This is a genomic window from Endozoicomonas sp. SCSIO W0465, assembly GCF_023716865.1.
Lineage (GTDB): Bacteria > Pseudomonadota > Gammaproteobacteria > Pseudomonadales > Endozoicomonadaceae > Endozoicomonas.
In genome coordinates this window covers 4,579,012-4,597,742 of the sequence record NZ_CP092417.1, presented here as the reverse complement: position 1 = coordinate 4,597,742, position 18,731 = coordinate 4,579,012, and the positions used below count along the sequence as shown (strand labels likewise).

Here is an 18,731-nt window from a genome sequence, read left to right as displayed (position 1 = left end):
TGATCACCGATCACCCATTCAGAATTGTGGTTCATGCCTTTTCTATATGGGTAACTTTCAGCGATGCATAACCGTCCAAAAAATGCCTGTTTAATTTGACTTGTCTGATACACCCGCGATGGAACCTGATCATCATTTTGAGGTCAAACGATGGCGTGTACAGTCCAAGTGAGCAGGGGGGCATTCTGAAGGCAACAGCATCAACTAACTCCCACTCAAGACCTGCTGTCAGTGGAGGGCGACAAGCTCAACAAACCGGTTCAAGCGGGCGTTCAAGTGTATTTAACGGTAAACGAGTCTCAAGTCATCAATCCCATAGAGCTACAGCCACCACCCCGGATGAAGGTAAATGTTTTGAAGATGCCTTTTGGGGAAAAAAAATATTACAAAGACGTCAAATCACCCCGGCTGATGTACTTACAGCCTATGGAAATGACAGAACCTCGCTCAGAAGTGGCTTCTTTTTGCAAAAGCTCTACCTGGAGAACATTCCACATGATAATAAAAAAATCACCCCGGATCAGGTAGTTCAAGAATTCAACAGAAAGCCAGACCGAAACAACAAGTGCCAATTAGCGATAGCGCGCTTCAAAGCGGAATGTTGTCTGAGGGGCCTGCTGTTGAATGGCCAGCAGGTCACACCGGATGCGGTGGTTAAAGACTTCCCGGATAGTCCGGAAGGCAAACTGGGGATAGCGCGTTTCAAAGCGGAATGTTGCCTGAGGGGGCTGCCGTTGAACGGCCAGCAGATCAGACCGGCTGCAGTGGTTAAGGCTTTCCCGGGTAGCCCGCATGGCAAACTGGGGATAGCGCGCTTCAAAGCGGAGTGTTGCCTGAGGGGCCAGGCGCTGAATGGCCAGCAGGTCACACCGGATGCGGTGGTTAAGGATTTTCCGGAAAGTCCGGAGGGCAAACGGGGGAAAGCACGCTTCAAAGCGGAATGTTGTCTGAGGGGCCTGCTGTTGAATGGCCAGCAGGTTACACCGGATACAGTGGTTAAGGATTATCAGGCAGCCAGGGCAATACTGGAGCTGGCGCGCTTCAAAGCGGAATGTTGCCTGAGAGGCCTGTTGCTGAATAGCCAGCAGGTCCTCCCGGATGCCGTGGTTAAGGATTTTCCGGATAGTCCGGAAGGCAAGCTGGGGTTGGCTCGCTTCAAAGCGGAATGTTGCCCGAGAGGTCTGTCGTTGAATGGCCAGCAGGTCACACCGGATGCCGTGGTTAAGGATTATCAGGCAGCCGGGGCAGCACTGGAGCTGGCCCGCTTTAAAGAACTATGTTGCCTGAGGGGCTTGGCGTTTAATGGCCGACAGGTCACACCGGATGCAGTGGTCAAGGATTTTCCGGATAGTTCGGAAGGCAAACTGGCGATAGCACGTTTCAAAGCGGAATGTTGCCTGAAGGGTCTGGTGTTGAATGGCCAGCAGGTCACACCGGATGCCGTGGTTAAAGATTATCAGGCAGCCGGGGCAGCACTGGAGCTGGCCCGCTTTAAAGAACTATGTTGCCTGAGGGGCTTGGCGTTGAATGGCCGACAGGTCACACCGGATGCCGTGGTTAAGGATTATCAGGCAGCCGGGGCAGCACTGGAGCTGGCCCGCTTTAAAGAACTATGTTGCCTGAAGGGCCTGGCGTTGAATGGCCGACAGGTCACACCGGATGCAGTGGTCAAGGATTTTCCGGATAGTTCGGAAGGCAAACTGGCGATGGCACGTTTCAAAGCGGAATGTTGCCTTAAGGGTCTGGTGTTGAATGGCCAGCAGGTCACACCGGATGCCGTGGTTAAGGATTATCAGGCAGCCGGGGCAGCACTGGAGCTGGCCCGCTTTAAAGCACTATGTTGCCTGAGGGGCTTGGCGTTGAATGGCCGACAGGTCATACCGGATGCAGTGGTTGAGGATTATGAACGCGGTGGCTGGTTGCTCGAAAAGGCTATTTTTTATTCTCAGCTGGCATTGCATGCAAAAGAATTGAATAGCGCCTGTCTGGATACCCAAAAAGTATTGGCAGCATTTAATGACGTACCCGGGGATCACTCTTCAAGGCAAGCTGAATACCTGATGCAAAGGTTAAAGCAACCTCAGCGGTACGATGAAACCGACGACACTCAGGATACCATTCAACAGGCTTGGCAAATCTTGAACAGCGTATCGATCAAAAATGATGAGCAGCGTCGACTGCAATGTATATTGAAATTCATGGCGATGCAGTATCAGTTACTCATTGATCATCAGTGCGTGTCAGCAGAAGCGGTATGGCAAACCATCACAACACTCAGACGTTCATTTCAGAATTCACGCTTACGGTTCTTTTTCCTGGCACGATGTTATATCACGAACCAGCCTGTTGATGGACGACCAATCCATAAGAACGAGGTTCTGGAGTGCCTTCAGAGTTTCCCTGAAGGAAGCAAATTGGGTCATGCTTTAAGCCGGTGGTTTGAACAATGCAGCGCCCGGGCCAATATAATGGATCAGTTACTGTTTAAACCAGATAATACTGTTCCGGAGCGGAGCAATGATCGAAGCAATAACCATTCAGTCAATAGCGTAAAAGAAAAAGCAGAGAGCGCGTCCGTCACCAGAGCCGCTACCGTCAATGCGGCCCAAAACCGGGAGCAAGCGTTAAAACAAACGTTGCAAACAGGCACTGCGCTTTCCCCGGTACAGCAGGCCCGGCAGTTCAATACCCTAACGCTGAAAGCACTGGAAATTATTCAGGAAATCAATGGCGGTTATACTGATCCACCCATTGTGATTACCGGCTCATACGCGCGGTTTTTACAGCACCGCTGCTCATCATTCAATGATATTGACATTATTTGCGCAACAGAGGTGGCTGCCAGAACACTCCTTGACAGGCTGCGGGCACTTAATACCGACGAGGATGCAGACATCCCCAAACGTATCCTCATCTGGCCAATGCACGGATGTCAGGAGATCAAATTACCCAAAGCATACAATATTGTTCTCAGAGAGGGTGATTTTAGAACGAAAGCAATGGGGCTTCAGGTCAATGTTGACACCAGATTAATGTATGGAAATGTACAACGTCTGTCAGTTTGCGTTCCCGGCGTTGAGAAGTCGGTATGCTGCTTGCCGTTTGCTGAAGAAACCGGGTTATTGAATGACACGCTGAAACACTTGGTTGATAACCTTGTTCTGCTAACTGAGCAATTGCGAAAAAGTAGGGTAGGTTGAACATACCACGAACCATTTTTTTCACCTCCCCAAGACAACTGAGGAGTGTATTTATGGCTTGTTTATGCGTTCTCTTGCTTACCCTGCATAAAGCCAGGACATTTATGACTCTTACTCTGAAAAAACTGACGACCGGCCCGACCAGCTCCTGGAAGAACAACAGCAACGCCTTTATGCACTGACTGAGGAACTTCAATGGAAATTGCGTAGCCATACTTACCGAGATGGTTTTGAGCAAACCGTTAACCGCTGGCTATCGACAACGGCGCATGTGAATGATTACGAGATTAAGAGGAAAGACTTTATCAACGTACTGCTGGCGATGATGCGCCCTGAACATGATCGGGTAAACTCAATACAATGAACTGTTGATCACCGATCACCCATTCAGAATTGCGGTTCATGCATTTTCTATATGGTAACTTTCAGCGATGCATAACCGTCCAAAAAATGCCCGTTTAATTTGACTTGTCTGACACACCCGCGATGGAACCTGATCATCATTTTGAGGTCAAACGATGGCGTGTACAATCCATGTGAGCAGGGGGGCATTCTGAAGGCAACAGCATCAACTAACTCCCACTCAAGACCTGCTGTCAGTGGGGGGCGACAAGCTCAACAAACCGGCTCAAGCGGGATTTCCAACCATTCCGGAAGTGTATTTAGCGGTAAACGAGTCTCAAGTCATCAATCACATAGAGGTACAGCTCCCCCCCTGGATGAAGGTAAATGTTTTGAAGATGCTTTTTGGAAAAAAAATATTTTAAAAGGACGTCAAATCACCTCGGCTGATGTGCTCACAGCCTATGGAAATGACAGAACCTCGCTCAGACGTGGTTTCTTTTTGCAAAAACTTTGTTTACAGAACATTCCCCATGACAATAGAAAAATCACCCCGGAGCGGGTCATTCAGGAGTTCAACCGGGCTCCAGGTCAAGGCAGTAAGTGCCAGTTAGCGATAGCACGCTTTAAAGAAGAATGTTGCCTGAGGGGCTGGGCATTGAATGGTCAGTGGGTCACACCGGATACGGTGGCCAAGGATTTACAGGCAGTTGAAGCAACACTGGAGTTGGCGCGCTTCAAAGCAGAATGTTGCCTGAGGGGCCTGGCGTTGAATGGTCGGCAGGTCACACCGGATGCGGTGGTCAAGGATTTTCCGAATAGTCCGGCAGGCAAACTGGGGTTAGCGCGATTTAAAGAAAACTGTTGCCTGAAGAGCCTGTCGTTGAATGGTCAGCAGGTCACACCGGATGCGGTGGTCAAGGATTATCAGTTAGTCAAAGCCTCTCTGGAGCTGGCGCGCTTCAAAGCGACATGTTGCCTGAGGGGCATGGTGTTGAATGGTCAGCAGGTCTCACCGGATGCGGTGGTCAAGGATTTTCCGGATAGTTCGGCAGGCAAACTGGGGATAGTGCGCTTCAAAGCGGAATGTTGCCTGAAGGGTCTGGCGTTGAATGGCCAGCAGGTCACACCGGATACAGTGGTTAAGGATTATCAGGCAGCCAGGGCAATACTGGAGCTGGCGCGCTTCAAAGCAGAATGTTGCCTGAGGGGTCTGGCGTTGAATGGTCGGCAGGTCACACCGGATGAGGTGGTCAGGGATTTTCCGGATAGTCCGGAAGGCAAGCTGGGGTTAGCGCACTTCAAAGCGGAATGTTGTCAGAGGGGCCTTGTGTTGAGTGGTTGGCAGGTCACACCGGATACGGTGGTTAAGGATTTTCAGGCAGCCAATGCAACACTGGCACTAGGGCGCTTCAAAGAGGAATGTTGCCTGAGGGGCCTGGCGTTGAATGGTCAGCAGGTTGTGCCGGGTGCCGTGGTTGAGGATTATCAGGCAGCCAGAGCAATACTGGAGCTGGCGCGATTTAAGGAACAATGTTGAGGGGCCTGCTGTTGAATGGTCAGCAGGTCACACCGGAAGCAGTGGTTAAGGATTACCCGGACAGCCCGGAAGGCAAACTGGGGATAGCGCGCTTCAAAGCGGAATGTTGCCTGAAGGGCCTGGCGTTGAATGGTCAGCAGGTCATACCGGATGCCGTGGTTAAGGATTTCCCGGAGAGCCTGGAAGGCAAACTGGGGATGGCGCGCTTTAAGGAATTATGTTGCCTGAGGGGCCTGGCGTTGCATGGTCAGCAGGTCACACCGGATGCCGTGGTTAAGGATTATCAGGCAGCCAGGTCAGTACTGGACCTCGCCCGCTTTAAAGAACAGTGTTGTCTAAGAGGGTTGCCGTTGCATGGCCGGCAGATCATACCGGATGCGGTGGTTAAGGATTATGAACGCGGTGGCTGGTTGCTCGAAAAGGCTATTTTTTATTCTCGGCTGGCATTGAATGCAAGAGAATTGAATAGCGGCTATCTGGATAACCAAAAAGTATTGGAAGCATTTAATGACGTGCCCGGGGATCATTCTTCTAGACAGGCTGAATACCTGATGGAAAGGTTAAAGCAACCTCAGCGGTACGATGAGACCGACGACACTCAGGATACCATTCAACAGACCTGGCAAATCTTAAACAGCGTATCGATCAAAAATGATGAGCAACGTCGACTGCAATGTATATTGAAATTCATGGCGATGCAGTATCAGTTACTCATTGATCATCAGAGCGTGTCAGCAGAAGCAGTATGGCAAACCATCACAACACTCAGAAGTTCATTTCAGAATGTACGCTTACAGTTCTTCTTCCTGACACAATGTTATATCACGAACCGCTCTGTTGATGGACGACAAATCCATAAGAGCCAGATCCTGAAGTGCCTTCAGAGTTTCCCGGAAGGAAGCAAGCTGCGTTATGCTTTAAGCCGCTGGTTTGATCGGTGCAGCGCCGAAGCCAATATAATGGATGAGTTACTGTTTAAACGAGCTAATGCCGTTCCGGGGCGCGACAATGATAGAAGCAATAGCCATGCAGTCTATTCAGTCAATAGCGAAAAAGAAAAAGCAGTGAGCGCGTCCATCCCTTGGGCAACTACCATCAGTCCAGCTCAAAACCTGACGCGAGTTTTGAAACAAGCATTAAAAATAGGCACGCCGTTTTTTCCGGATCAGCAGGTTACGCAATGCAATGCGCTAACGCTAAAAACACTGGAGATTATTCAGGAAATTAATGGTTGTTATACCGGTCCACCCATTGTGATTACCGGTTCATATGCGCGCTTTTTACAGAACCGCTGCCCATCATTCAATGATATTAACATTATTTGCGCAACAGAGGTTGCTGCCAGAACACTCTTTGACAGGCTGCGGGCACTTAATACCGACGGGGATGCAGACATCCCCAAACGTATCCTCATCTGGCCAATGCATGGATGTCAGGAGATCAAATTACCCAAAGCATACAATGTTGTTCTCAGAGAGGGTGATTTTGCTACGAAAGCAATGGAGCTTCAGGTCAGTGTTGACAGCAGAGTAATACATGGAAATGTAGAACGGCTGTCAGTTCACGTCCCCGGCGTTGAGAAGTCGGTATGCTGTTTGTCGTTTGCTGAAGAAACCAGGTTATTGAATGACACGCTGAAACATCTGGTTGATAACCTTGTTCTGCTAACTAAGCAATTGCAAAAAGGCAGGGTATTGAACATACCACAAACGATTCTTTTCAACCTCCCCAGCACAACGGAGGAGTGTATTTATGGCTTGCTTATGCGTTCTCTGCTTACCCTGCATAAAGCCAAACAATTTATTGCTCTGTACTCTGAAGAAAAACCTGACGATTGGCCTGACCAGCTCCGGGAACAACGACACCTTTATGCACTTACCGAGGAACTTCAATGGACATTGCGTAGCCATGCATACCGTGATGGTTTTGAGCAAAGCGTTAACCGCTGGCTATCGACAACCGCGCATGTGAATGATTACGAGATCAAGAGGAAAGGCTTTATCAAGGTACTGCTGGCGATGATGTGCCCTGAACAAGGTTGGGTAAACTCAACCCAATGAACTGTTGATCACCTGCCGCCCATTCAGCATTGTGGTTCATGCCTTTTCTGTATGGGCAGGTTTTATTGATGTATAACCGTACAAAAAAACACCCGTTTAACTTGACTTCCCTGACACACCTTCGATGGAACCTGATCATCATTTTGAGGTCAAATGGTAGCGTTTACAGTCCAAGTGAGCAGGGGGTCATTCTGAAGGCAACAGCATCAACCTGCCTCCACCCAGGGTCACCTGTCAGGGGGGGGCGACAAACTCAACAAACCGGTTCAAGCGGGATTTCCAACCATCCCGGAAGTGTATTTAACGGTAAACGAGTCTCAAGTCATCACTCGCATAGAGGTACAGCTCCCCCCCTGGATGAAGGTAAATGTTTTGAAGATGCTTTTTGGAAAAAAAATATTTTAAAAGGACGTCAAATCACCTCGGCTGATGTGCTCACAGCGTATGTAAATGACAGAACCTCGCTCAGACGTGGTTTCTTTTTGCAAAAGCTCTGTTTACAGAACATTCTGCATGACAATAGAAAAATCACCCCGGACCGGGTCATTCAGGAATTCAACCGGGCTCCAGGTCGAAGCAGTAAGTGCCAGTTAGCGATAGCACGCTTTAGAGGAGAGTGTTGCCTGAGGGGCTGGGCATTGAATGGTCAGTGGGTCACACCGGATACGGTGGCTAAGGATTTACAGGCAGTTGAAGCAACACTGGAGCTGGCGCGCTTCAAAGCAGAATGTTGCCTGAGGGGCCTGGTGTTGAATGGCCGGCAGGTCACACCGGATGCGGTGGTCAAGGATTTTCAGTCAGCCAACGCAACACTGGAGCTGGCACGCTTTAAGGAACAATGTTGCCTGAAGGGGCTGCCGTTGAGTGGTCAGCAGGTCACACCGGATACGGTGGTTAAGGATTTTCAGGCAGCCAATGCAACACTGGCGCTAGGGCGCTTCAAAGAGGAGTGTTGCCTGAGGGGCCTGGCGTTGAATGGTCAGCAGGTTGCGCCGGGTGACGTGGTTCAGGTTTACCGGGCAGTCAGAGCAATACTGGAGCTGGCGCGATTTAAGGAACAATGTTGCCTGAGGGGACTGCTGTTGAATGGTCAGCAGGTCACACCGGAAGCAGTGGTTAAGGATTTCCCGGACAGCCCGGAAGGCAAACTGGGGATAGCACGCTTCAAAGCGGAATGTTGCCTGAATGGCTTGGCGTTGCATGGTCAGCAGGTCATACCGGATGCCGTGGTTAAGGATTTCCCGGAGAACCCGGAAGGCAGACTGGGGATGGCGCGCTTTAAGGAACGATGTTGCCTGAGGGGCCTGGCGTTGTATGGACAACAGGTCACACCGGATGCCGTGGTTAAGGATTATCAGGCAGCCAGGGCAGCACTGGAGCTGGCCCGCTTTAAAGAACAATGTTGCCTAAGGGGGTTGCCGTTGAATGGCCGGCAGGTCATACCGAATGCCGTGGTTAAGGATTATGAACACGGTGGCTGGTGGCTCGAAAAGGCTATTTTTTATTCTCAGCTGGCATTGCATGCAAGAGAATTGAATAGCTCCTGTCTGGATAACCAAAAAGTATTGGAAGCATTTAATGACGTACCCGGGGATCACTCTTCAAGGCAAGCTGAATTCCTGATGCAAAGGTTAAATCAACCCCAGCTGTACGATGAAATCGATGACGCTCAGGATACCATTCAACAGGCCTGGCAAATCTTAAACAGCGTATCGATCAAAAATGATGAGCAGCGTCGGCTGCAATGTATATTGAAATTCATGGCGATGCAGTATCAGTTACTCATTGATCATCAGAGCGTGTCAGCAGAAGCGGTATGGCAAATCATCACAACACTCAGGCGTTCATTTAAAAATTCACGCTTACCGTTCTTTTTCCTGACACGATGTTATATTACGAACCAGTCTGTTGATGGACGACCAATCCATAAGAGTGAGGTCCTGAAGTGCCTTCAGAGTTTCCCTGAAGGAAGCAAATTGCGTCATGCTTTACGCTGCTGGTTTGAACAATGCAGCGCCCATGCCAATATAATGGATCAGTTACTGTTTAAACCGGATAATATCGTTCCGGGGCGGGGCAATGATAGAAGCAATGGCCATTCAGTCCATTCAGTCAATAGCGTAAAAGAAAAAGCAGAGAGCGCGTCCGTCACCAGAGCAGCTACCGTCAATGCGGCCCAAAACCGGAAGCAAGCGTTAAAACCAACGTTGCAAACAAGCACTGCGTTTTCTCCGAACCAGCAGGTTCTGCAGTTCAATGCCTTAACGCTGAAAGCACTGGATATTATTCAGGAAATCAATGGCGGTTATACTGATCCACCTATTGTGATTACCGGTTCATACGCGCGTTTTTTACAGCACCGCTGCCCATCATTCAATGATATTGACATTATTTGCGCGACAGAGGTGGCCGCCAGAACACTCCTTGACAGGCTGCGGGCACTTAATACCGACGAGGATTCAGACATCCCCAAACGTATCCTCATCTGGCCAATGCATGGATGTCAGGAGATCAAATTACCCGAAGCATACAATATTGTTCTCAGAGAGGGTGATTTTGCTACGAAAGCAATGGGGCTTCAGGTCAGTGTTGACACCAGAGTAACACATGGCAATGCAGAACGGCTGTCAGTTCACGTCCCTGGCGTTGAGAAGCCGGTGTGCTGTTTGCCGTTTGCTGAAGAAACCAGGTTATTGAATGACACGCTGAAACATGTGGCTGATAACCTTATTCTGCTAACTGAGCAATTGCGAAAAGGCAGGGTATTCGACATACCACGAACCATTCTTTTCAATCTCCCCAAGACAACGGAGGAGTGTATTTTTGGCTTGCTTATGCGTTCTCTGCTTACCCTGCATAAAGCCAAACAATTCATCGCTCTGTACTCTGAAGAAAAACCTGACGACCGGCCTGACCAGCTCCGGGAACAACAACACCTTTATGCACTTACTGAGAAACTTCAATGGCAATTACGTAGCCATGCATACCGTGATGGTTTTGAGCAAAGTGTTAACCACTGGCTATTGACCACCAGACATGTGAGTGATTACGAGATCAGGAAGAAGGACTTTATCAAAGCACTGCTTGCGATGATGCAATCTGAATCAGTTCTGTGAAAACCTGGGCAGATTCACAGAACTGATTCACTGCTGTGCTTAATCAGGAAGAAAGTCAGGATTAGCCATTAAGCCCTTCAGAAGCGGCCCTGGATTGAATCAGCTCGATTTTGTAACCATCCGGGTCTTCTACAAAGGCAATTTCAGTGGTCCCCCCGAGAACCGGACCGGGCTCACGGGTGATCTTTCCACCGGCCTTACGGATAGCGTCACAGGTGGCATAAATATCATCAGCGCCCAGGGCAACATGACCAAAGGCATTACCCAGGTCATAGTGTTCGGTTCCCCAGTTGTAGGTCAGCTCAATCACGGCCTGCTCAGACTCATCGGCATAGCCAACAAACGCCAGGGTATATTGATACTGTTCGTTGTCGTGTTTTCTCAGCAGTTTCATACCGAGAATTTCAGTATAAAAGTGGATGGATCGATCCAGGTTACCAACACGCAGCATGGTGTGAAGAAATCGCATTTCAGGCTCCTTCAGTTGTTTACATTGATTAGGGGTGTTCAGCTTGTTCAGGCAGTGTTGTGGTCTGCTTCTTCTTCAATGGTTTACCATCAATGGAAGCCTCTTTGATCTCAATGGTGTAGGCGGTGCCTTTTTCTTCCTGCAGCAGCTTGACGAGAAAATAATCATGGTTTTTGGCAAACCAGATCCAGGTTGCCCGTTGATCACTGTCTCTGAGTATATTGACTCTGACGGTTTTCAGGTTGCCAAGGTCAGTCTTTAATATCTCTTCACCTTCGATGATGAATTTGCGTTGATAAATTCTATTATCATCAGCAATGTCATATCTCAGCGGTTGGCCATTGGCCGATGCCAGATCCATACGCAGTTTCAGCTGATAACTCAGGTTGTCCAGCGTTGCCGGTTTCAGGTTCATCGACCACTGCTTGTCACCCTGTTGCCAGTTAACCCGGTTGCCGGACCAATCGAAGGCGGCATATTCCGTTGGTTTTTTGCCAAGGCCTGTTCTTTGTTGAACGTACTGGCTGGAGATCAGCTGTGAACCTTTACGGGTAAAATGACTGGTCTGTTTGATGCCAAAGAAAGCGGCATCGGCACTGAACTCAAGCGTCCAGGTGCCGTCTGCATTTTTGGTCAGGGATCGTTCTCCGGAACCACCAAAGGGGACACCTTTGATGGTTGCCTTGTAGGTTGCAGAATAGGGTTTGAGGGTGAAAGGCGGAGCGGTCACTTTTTCGGGTTGTTGTGTCGGGTTTGTGCTGGTGGCGGCAAAACTCGTATTTCCCTCAGTCAATAACGTCAGGACCAGTGCTACTGGCAAAAAGAGCAGGCTGTACTGGTCGTAGTTCGTTGTTATTGAGTTTTTCATGCTCACCATGCTCACTTTGTAGTGATGAAAACGGTGGTGATAAAAACAGTGGCGATGAAAACGATGACGATGAAAAAATGATTGAACCTGATTGATCATGCCAGTTCCAGGGCGTTTTCCTGCAGTTGGTAGCCCAGCGGGTCAACAGGGTGGTCATCCAGTAACGCTTTATCACCGGTCAGCTGCAGTCGTCCGGAAGTGATCAGGTGCACAGCAAGGGGATAAATCCGGTGCTCCATGGCCTGCACTCGCTGTTTCAGGCTATCTTCATTATCGTTGGGTCCGATACTCAGTGACGCCTGAATGATATGGGTACCACTGTCCAGTTCGGGGGTTACAAAGTGAACCGTGCAGCCATGTTGGGTTTTTTTATCAGCCAGTACCCGACGGTAGGTGCCAAGGCCTTTGTATTCCGGTAACAGGGATGGGTGAACATTGATCAGTCTGCCAGCGAATTTCTCCACAAATTCGGGGCTTAGAATTTTCATATAACCGGCCAGTACCACAAGGTCCGGCTCAAAGCGGTTAACCTCTTCAACCAGTCGCTGATCAAAGGCGCCCCGGGATGAAAAGACTTTGTAGTCCAGGCCGAGTGCGGCAACCTTGTGTTGTCTGGCCCTTTCCAGCCCATAAGCCTCTGGTACGTTGCTGATGACCCCGACAACGTGATAACTGTAGTTATGTTCCTGGTCCAGAAGTGCCTGAAGATTACTGCCGTTTCCTGATAGCAGAACGACAACTCGCTTTTTTGGGCTTGCGGCTGGCTTCTCGCTCACTGCTGTTTCCTGAATGCTTTCGATGATTTCGTAACTGGAATCCGGTAGGCCTGAGTGAAATGGCACCGAGGCCTGATATTGGTTAGAAAGTACGTTTAACCGTCCCGGTTATTGCAAAACGACAGGATCGGTATCGCTGTCAGCCGATTCAATATGGCCGATAATGACGCTTTCTTCCCCCAATGCCTCCAGATGTTTGATTGCTTGCTCCCGATGGCTCTCGGGAATACAGAGCACCATACCAATACCACAGTTGAAGGTACGATACAGTTCAAAGGCGTCAATATTGCCCTTTTCCTGCAGGAAACGGAAGATAGCCGGGATTTCCCAGCTCTGTGTGTTGATCAGCGCACGACAGCCACGGGGAATCACCCTGGGCAGATTTTCAGGCAGGCCGCCCCCGGTGATATGAGCCATGGCATGGATAGGCAGCTCTTTTTGCAGCTGCAGCAATAATTTGACGTAAATACGTGTTGGCGCCATCAAATGCTCGGCCAGTGGTCGGCCTTCCAGCGGGGCATTGAGGTCTGATCCGGCCACGTCGAGTACCTTGCGGATCAGTGAGTAACCATTGGAGTGTGGCCCGCTGGATTTCAAGCCGATCAACACATCACCAGCAGAGACTTTGCTGCCATCAATGATTGCAGATTTTTCCACAACGCCGACGCAGAAGCCGGCCAGGTCATAATCGTCACCCTGGTACATGCCGGGCATTTCCGCCGTTTCACCCCCGATCAGGGCACAGCCAGACTGTTTACAGCCTTTGCCAATACCGGTGACCACTCGCTCTGCCACATCCACATTTAATTTGCCGGTGGCGTAATAGTCCAGAAAGAACAGCGGTTCGGCACCACAAACCAGCAGGTCATTGACGCACATGGCCACCAGATCGATGCCGATATGGTCATGCATATCCAGGTCCATGGCCAGCTTCAGTTTGGTACCAACGCCGTCCGTACCGGAAACCAGAACCGGTTCCCGGTACCCGGTTGGCAGCTGGCAAAGCGCTCCGAAACCGCCCAGACCACCCATCACCTCAGGGCGGGAAGTGGCCTTTGCCACCTGTTTGATCCGCTCAACCAGAGCGTTTCCAGCGTCGATATCGACACCGGCATCCTTGTAACTCAGGGAGGTTCTGGAATCCGATTTGTTCATTGCTATGAATCCGCTTGTTGCCAGAGCTGGTTACCACCGGCAGTGCCGGAGGTGTTTTAATCTGGACTGTTCACTGACCTGAGACGGTGCTCAGTCCAATATGGTTTGGGTGGATGAAGGCGGCTATTCTAGGAGGCTGTGCTATTTATCGCAATGCTGTTACCAAATTGTCGCTTATGGCAGAATGACATTTATTTGATTTTTACGAACAGGATTTTATTGATGCCTGTGGCTATGCGATGCAAAGCTTGCTATCAACACTTGATCAGCCCATTGACTTTTTTATTTGCTCATCAGGTTCGTTCCGCCGTTAAGGTGGTCTGCCTGGTATTGGGTCTTGTGGTGCTGTCCACATCGCCTGACCATGCCCGTGCTGCCACGGTCAAAGGACTATACAGTCAGGAAGTGCCTGTGTCCGGACAGGGCTACCAGGAGCGGACCGAGGCCATGAGTCAGGCGTTGGCAAATGTGCTGGTGAAAGTGGCCGGGCAGCGTGAGGTACTGGCCAACCCGGTGGTAAGCCGTGCGCTGGCCAGGCCGGAAACTTACATTAGTAAGTTTGGTTTTCGCAGCGCTTCCTCTAATCAGGACGCCTCTCTCAACCAACAGCAGTATTTTCAAGCGGTGTTTGATGAGCAGGCAATAAATCGCCTGCTACGCAGTGCTGGTGTAGCCATATGGAGCGCAAGCAGACCGTCAACGCTGGTATGGCTGGCGGTGGAAGATGGCGGGCAACGCTCAATCGTCAATGCCTCAGGTAACTTTCCGGCGGTGTTTGCTGAGAGCTTCCGGGGGCGGGGCTTGCCTCTGCTCTTTCCATTGATGGACTTTGAAGATGCTGCAGCGATTTCCACCGTCGATGTATGGGGCGGTTTTACTCGCAAATTGCAGGACGCTTCGCGGCGTTATGGTTCTGAATCGATTCTGACCGGACGTTTATCACGCTCTCTATCACTAGGCTCTCCATCACCGGGCTCTCCATCACCGGGCTCTCTATCACCAAAGAATGAACTCTTTTATGGTCGGCTGAGTCTGATATTCAGAGGGGGGAATCAGTCTGTGGCGGTTAATGGCCTTGATGCGGTTGCGGTTACTCAGTTGGCGGCTGATCTGGTGGGGACAACATTGTCCCGTCATTATGCCATTGATGCCTCTGATGCCAGTGGCAAGACTCTGCTGGTGGTTGAGAATATTTCCAGTCTGGAAGATTATGCCGCCCTTAATAAATACCTTGAGCGGATGACGGCCATTCGTGAGGTGTCTGTGCATCGAGTGACCGGTTCAACGGTTGAGTTGGCGCTGGTTATTGATGGTTCTGAAAGCCAGTTAGCCGATGCCCTGGCCCTGGGGCGACACCTCAGACCAGCTTCACCGGGTGCGCAGTCTGACGCTGCAGCTGCAACCATATACTACCGCTGGTCCAACTGACGGGCTTTTACCATGGGGCTGTTCGTTTAGCTATCGACTGATTCGTTGTTCAAGAGATACATTATTCGGTGGCCTATGTGAAAAGTAATGACCATTCTTACCCGACAGGTTGGAGTTACCTGCATCGTCAAGACAGTGTCGGGGAAGCAGATTTTGCAGCCCCTGTAGCCAGAAAAAGAATCAAGGCATTATCCTGTTTTAACCGGTCGCTTTGGTCTCTGGAAAAGACCTCTGGCAGTCTTGGCTTGAATAATACCTTTGCAGAGATCAGTCAGCCTGTCAGAAGATCGGTATCATTACCCGATTTTACGTCTTGCTCCTGCGCATCCATTGTGCCCTCAGGGTGTGACAAAAAGATGATGACTGGTATTTTTCCGCTGTGGGAAGCAAAACAACAGAGCTGGGAAACTGATTCAAATAGTGAACAGAGCTGGAAGTCTGATGTAACCAGTGAAGGAGATATTGTTGCCGGATATCTCCTGTCCGCTATCGAAAGTAATGATGTTGAAGCGGTCCAATCGTTAATCAACGAGCCCTTGCTGGATATAAATATGGAGATAACCGGCAACGCTTTCCGGAATCGGTACACGCCTTTAATGCTGGCGATTGAAAATAATTTCCTGGAGCTGGCCCGGATTATACTCACGGTTGAAGGGGTTGAGATTAATAAAGTCTTCGGTTTGAATGCCTTGCACATAGCGGTACAAAAAGGCTATGTCGATGCTGCTGATCTGCTGTTGCGTTCAGGGGCAAACGTTGATGCCCCGGATGTGAATGGCTGGACGAGCTTGATGAAGGCTTGCAAGATAAAGAATGAGGATCTCATCCGATTGTTGCTTGGTTATCAGGCCGATGTGAAATTGGTTAATCGGTTAGGTTTGTCAGCCCTCAATATACTGGTCAGTGATGAGGGTACTGAAAGGCCCGATCTCCTGGCGTTGCTGCTTGAACATGGCGCTCCTGTTGATCAATGTGACAGGAATTACTGGTTTCCGCTTATAGTTGCCATCAAGAATAAGTTCTCTGAGTATATTCGAATTTTGCTTGATGAAGGCTGGGAAAAAGCGACCTGTCAAAATGAAGGGCTGGTTTTTTTGCTTGCAGCTACGCGTGGGAATGAATCCGTACTCAGGTGTTTGTACGACAAAATGCCGAAGAAGTATTTATCCTTCAGGGACATCAATCAATGTTATGTACTAACGGGTGTTCCTGTTTCTCAAGAAAAGACGGTATTACGATTGTTAAAAGACAGATTTGGGGGATTTTTATCTCCGGAACTATCTGATGCTTTTTTTTCTCTGAAAAGTCAATGTCGCCGGGTCATTCAACAACAGATGTCGGATTGTGATTATAATCGGCTGCCCCTGCCTGAATGTTTGAAAAACTATTGCGCCAGGTTTCAGTTACCCATACTTCTGGACAACGAGGACGAGTTTCTGGCCTTTAATGAACCTGAATATTCTGAAGGTCTTATCTGGACAAGTGACAGCCGGTCCCGGGTTGATTCGGGTGATGGTTTTCATGAAACTGGCTGGGAATAGGCAGACATACCCATGGCCTTTGAAGTGACAGTTTTAGCGTTGGCTGCCCCTTGCTCCCTGGGTCGCCAGCCCGGTCACCTGTTACAGGCTGCCGGAGATTCGCTCGTTTGCCGCCGGGGACAGCTCCAAATCTTTTGGGTATAAATTGCACGGTGTTGCTACATAAGGACTTTACGATGAATCTTACGCTTCATCAGCGTTATATGGTTGCCGCTGTCGCGCTGGCAGCTTTTCTGGTCGTTCATTTTCTTGGGCCGGTACTGACGCCCTTTGTCGTCAGTATGGTGCTGGCTTATCTTGGTGACCCATTGACTGACTGGCTTGAATCAAAAGGGCTGTCCAGAACCCTGTCGGTAGTCTGCGTCTTTTTGCTGATCTTTGGCATAGTGATTACGGCGTTATTGGTGGTGATTCCAACCCTGGTCCATCAGATCAAAACGGTCATTCATTTGCTGCCGGTGTGGGAAGCCTGGATTGAGACAAATGTAATTCCATACATTCAGAAATATATTGAGATTGATTCCTCCCTATTTGATTTTGCTGAAATCTCCAAACGGCTGGCTGGGCAATGGCAGAAGGCCGGTGGGCTGCTGGCCAGTTTTGGTATTTCTGTGTCCAGGTCCTCCATTGCGTTGATTGGGTTTGTGGCCAATCTGCTGCTTATTCCCGTGGTGACGTTTTATCTGTTGCGTGACTGGGACAAGATGATGGCTAACCTGAAAATGATGTTGCCCCGCAATGTCGAGCCTGTGGCTGTTACTCTGGTAAATGAGTGCGATGAAGTACTGGGCGCCTTTCTCAAGGGCCAACTGATGGTCATGCTGGCACTTGGGGTCATTTACAGTCTGGGACTGACCATGATCGGCCTGCAGTTCGCTATCCTGATTGGCATGCTGGCCGGTCTGGCCAGCATTATCCCTTATATGGGATTTGTTCTGGGGTTTGCTGCGGCGCTGGTTGTGGCACTTTTTCAGTTTGACGGTTATATGGGAATGGGGCTGGTTGTTGTTGTCTTCATGGTGGGGCAGGCATTGGAAGGCTGGGTACTGACGCCACTGCTGGTGGGGGACAAAATTGGCTTGCACCCGGTGGCGGTGATTTTTGCCTTGATGGCCGGAGGTCAGCTGTTTGGCTTTGTCGGCATGCTCATCGCCCTGCCCATGGCCGCCATAATTATGGTACTCTTGCGCCACCTGCATAGAAACTATAAGGCCAGTGACCTTTATCGTGCCGGGGCTGAAGAGAAAGAGTGATGCACATTTGCTGTAATATTCTTTTTCTTTTAAATAACAGTCCATATATGGTACAAGCAGTTGCAAAACAGGACTGCAGCCGATTTATTGACTGATCCATTGATATCAGTCAATACCGGTTGATAATTGAACGGTTTTATTGTGTTCCTGTCTTTTGTAACGTTGCAGTTTCTGCTGTCAGTATCAGAGCTGTTGATTGACAGTAACGACGTGACCAGAAAAGAGAACTCACACACTATTTACAGAGTCTACGGATTCCATGTCCATTATGAGTTTGCCGGTGCAGCTACCGCTCAGTGTCCAGTTAAGAGACGATGCTACGTTCGCCAACTTCTACAGTGGGCGCAATGAAACGCTGGTCAATCTTCTGGATATGGATAGATCGGTTCCCGGCATCGAATCCGAGCAGTTTATTTTTCTCTATGGACCCAAAGGCGTCGGCTGCAGCCATCTGCTTCAGGCTGCTTGTCATCAGGTGGACCGTCGCAGCGGCAGAAGCATTTATCTGCCGATGAAAGAGCTGGTTCACTACTCTCCGAAGCTTTTGGAAGGCATTGAGCGTCTGCAGCTGGTTTGTCTTGACGATATTGGCGAAGTAGCCGGTATCGATGAGTGGGAAGAGGCGCTGTTTGACCTGTTTAATCGTCTCAGAGACTCCAGAACCCGTTTTCTGGTAGCGGCCGATAATCCTCCCAGAGCGCTGGGTATTCAACTTCAGGATCTGGTGTCCCGCCTTGGCTGGGGATTGGTCTTTCAGGTGCACCCTCTGGATGATCAGGACAAAGTTTCAGCGCTCAAACTCCGGGCTCATTACCGTGGCTTTGACCTGAGTGATGACGTTGCCCGTTTTATTATTCATCGTGGCTCCCGGGATATGGGCAACCTGTTTGCCTTATTGCAGAAACTGGACAGTGCATCCCTGCGTGCCAAACGCAAGCTCACTATTCCCTTTGTTAAGGAAGTCATGAGATGGTGAGCCCGGG

General features: G+C 49.7%; 13 protein-coding genes. 9 read left to right on the top strand and 4 right to left on the bottom strand.

Annotated features, from left to right (window positions below; genetic code table 11):
- Positions 1–137 precede the first annotated feature (137 nt).
- From MJO57_RS20705 to MJO57_RS20685, 5 genes are all read left to right on the top strand, one after another.
- Positions 138–3,200 (top strand): hypothetical protein, encoded by a 3,063-nt coding sequence (locus MJO57_RS20705; protein WP_252018369.1) that lies wholly within the window; start codon positions 138–140, stop codon positions 3,198–3,200.
- A gap of 202 nt (positions 3,201–3,402) precedes the next feature.
- Positions 3,403–3,564, top strand: coding sequence for a hypothetical protein (locus tag MJO57_RS20700; RefSeq protein ID WP_252018367.1), 162 nt, complete (start codon positions 3,403–3,405; stop codon positions 3,562–3,564).
- 429 nt (positions 3,565–3,993) lie between these two features.
- Positions 3,994–5,082 carry a hypothetical protein gene (locus MJO57_RS20695; RefSeq protein WP_252018366.1) on the top strand — a complete coding sequence of 363 codons (1,089 nt, stop codon included), beginning with the start codon at positions 3,994–3,996 and terminating at the stop codon, positions 5,080–5,082.
- 11 nt (positions 5,083–5,093) lie between these two features.
- Complete coding sequence (locus MJO57_RS20690) at positions 5,094–7,142, top strand: Pur family transcription activator (protein WP_252018364.1); 2,049 nt, start codon at positions 5,094–5,096, stop codon at positions 7,140–7,142.
- 482 nt (positions 7,143–7,624) lie between these two features.
- On the top strand, positions 7,625–10,258 hold the full coding sequence (locus MJO57_RS20685) for a hypothetical protein (RefSeq protein ID WP_252018362.1): 2,634 nt from the start codon (positions 7,625–7,627) through the stop codon (positions 10,256–10,258).
- Between the two features lie 61 nt (positions 10,259–10,319).
- On the opposite strand, the gene gloA is transcribed toward MJO57_RS20685, so the two are convergent.
- The 4 genes from gloA to purM all read right to left on the bottom strand — a co-directional run bounded on the left by gloA (position 10,320) and on the right by purM (position 13,526).
- Positions 10,320–10,727: a lactoylglutathione lyase gene (gene gloA, locus MJO57_RS20680; RefSeq protein WP_252018360.1), complete on the bottom strand. Its 408-nt coding sequence runs from the start codon at positions 10,725–10,727 to the stop codon at positions 10,320–10,322.
- A gap of 28 nt (positions 10,728–10,755) precedes the next feature.
- Positions 10,756–11,694, bottom strand: a complete 939-nt coding sequence (locus MJO57_RS20675) for a DUF3108 domain-containing protein (RefSeq protein WP_252018358.1) — start codon at positions 11,692–11,694, stop codon at positions 10,756–10,758.
- Positions 11,691–12,371, bottom strand: coding sequence for a phosphoribosylglycinamide formyltransferase (gene purN, locus MJO57_RS20670; RefSeq protein WP_252018356.1), 681 nt, complete (start codon positions 12,369–12,371; stop codon positions 11,691–11,693). Before purN ends, MJO57_RS20675 begins: the two co-directional genes overlap by 4 nt.
- Positions 12,372–12,479: 108 nt before the next feature.
- Entirely contained in the window at positions 12,480–13,526 is a 1,047-nt protein-coding gene (gene purM, locus MJO57_RS20665; protein ID WP_252018354.1) for a phosphoribosylformylglycinamidine cyclo-ligase, read from the bottom strand.
- A gap of 273 nt (positions 13,527–13,799) precedes the next feature.
- Between purM and MJO57_RS20660 the strand changes: the two genes are divergently transcribed.
- The 4 genes from MJO57_RS20660 (at position 13,800) to hda (ending at position 18,724) form a co-directional block, all read left to right on the top strand.
- Entirely contained in the window at positions 13,800–14,954 is a 1,155-nt protein-coding gene (locus MJO57_RS20660) for a DUF2066 domain-containing protein (RefSeq protein ID WP_252018353.1), read from the top strand.
- Positions 14,955–15,022: 68 nt separating this feature from the next.
- Positions 15,023–16,495 (top strand): ankyrin repeat domain-containing protein, encoded by a 1,473-nt coding sequence (locus MJO57_RS20655; RefSeq protein ID WP_252018351.1) that lies wholly within the window; start codon positions 15,023–15,025, stop codon positions 16,493–16,495.
- Positions 16,496–16,671: 176 nt separating this feature from the next.
- Positions 16,672–17,748 (top strand): AI-2E family transporter, encoded by a 1,077-nt coding sequence (locus MJO57_RS20650; protein WP_252018349.1) that lies wholly within the window; start codon positions 16,672–16,674, stop codon positions 17,746–17,748.
- A 259-nt stretch (positions 17,749–18,007) separates the two neighbouring features.
- Positions 18,008–18,724 carry a DnaA regulatory inactivator Hda gene (hda, locus tag MJO57_RS20645; RefSeq protein WP_252018347.1) on the top strand — a complete coding sequence of 239 codons (717 nt, stop codon included), beginning with the start codon at positions 18,008–18,010 and terminating at the stop codon, positions 18,722–18,724.
- Positions 18,725–18,731 lie beyond the last annotated feature (7 nt).

What these genes read in the sequence shown, in the direction of transcription:
- hda (WP_252018347.1), top strand. Translation starts at nt 18,008, where the DNA reads ATGTCCATTATGAGTTTGCCGGTGCAGCTACCGCTCAGTGTCCAGTTA.
- MJO57_RS20675 (WP_252018358.1), bottom strand. Translation starts at nt 11,694, where the DNA reads ATGATCAATCAGGTTCAATCATTTTTTCATCGTCATCGTTTTCATCGC.
- gloA (WP_252018360.1), bottom strand. Translation starts at nt 10,727, where the DNA reads ATGCGATTTCTTCACACCATGCTGCGTGTTGGTAACCTGGATCGATCC.
- purM (WP_252018354.1), bottom strand. Translation starts at nt 13,526, where the DNA reads ATGAACAAATCGGATTCCAGAACCTCCCTGAGTTACAAGGATGCCGGT.
- MJO57_RS20650 (WP_252018349.1), top strand. Translation starts at nt 16,672, where the DNA reads ATGAATCTTACGCTTCATCAGCGTTATATGGTTGCCGCTGTCGCGCTG.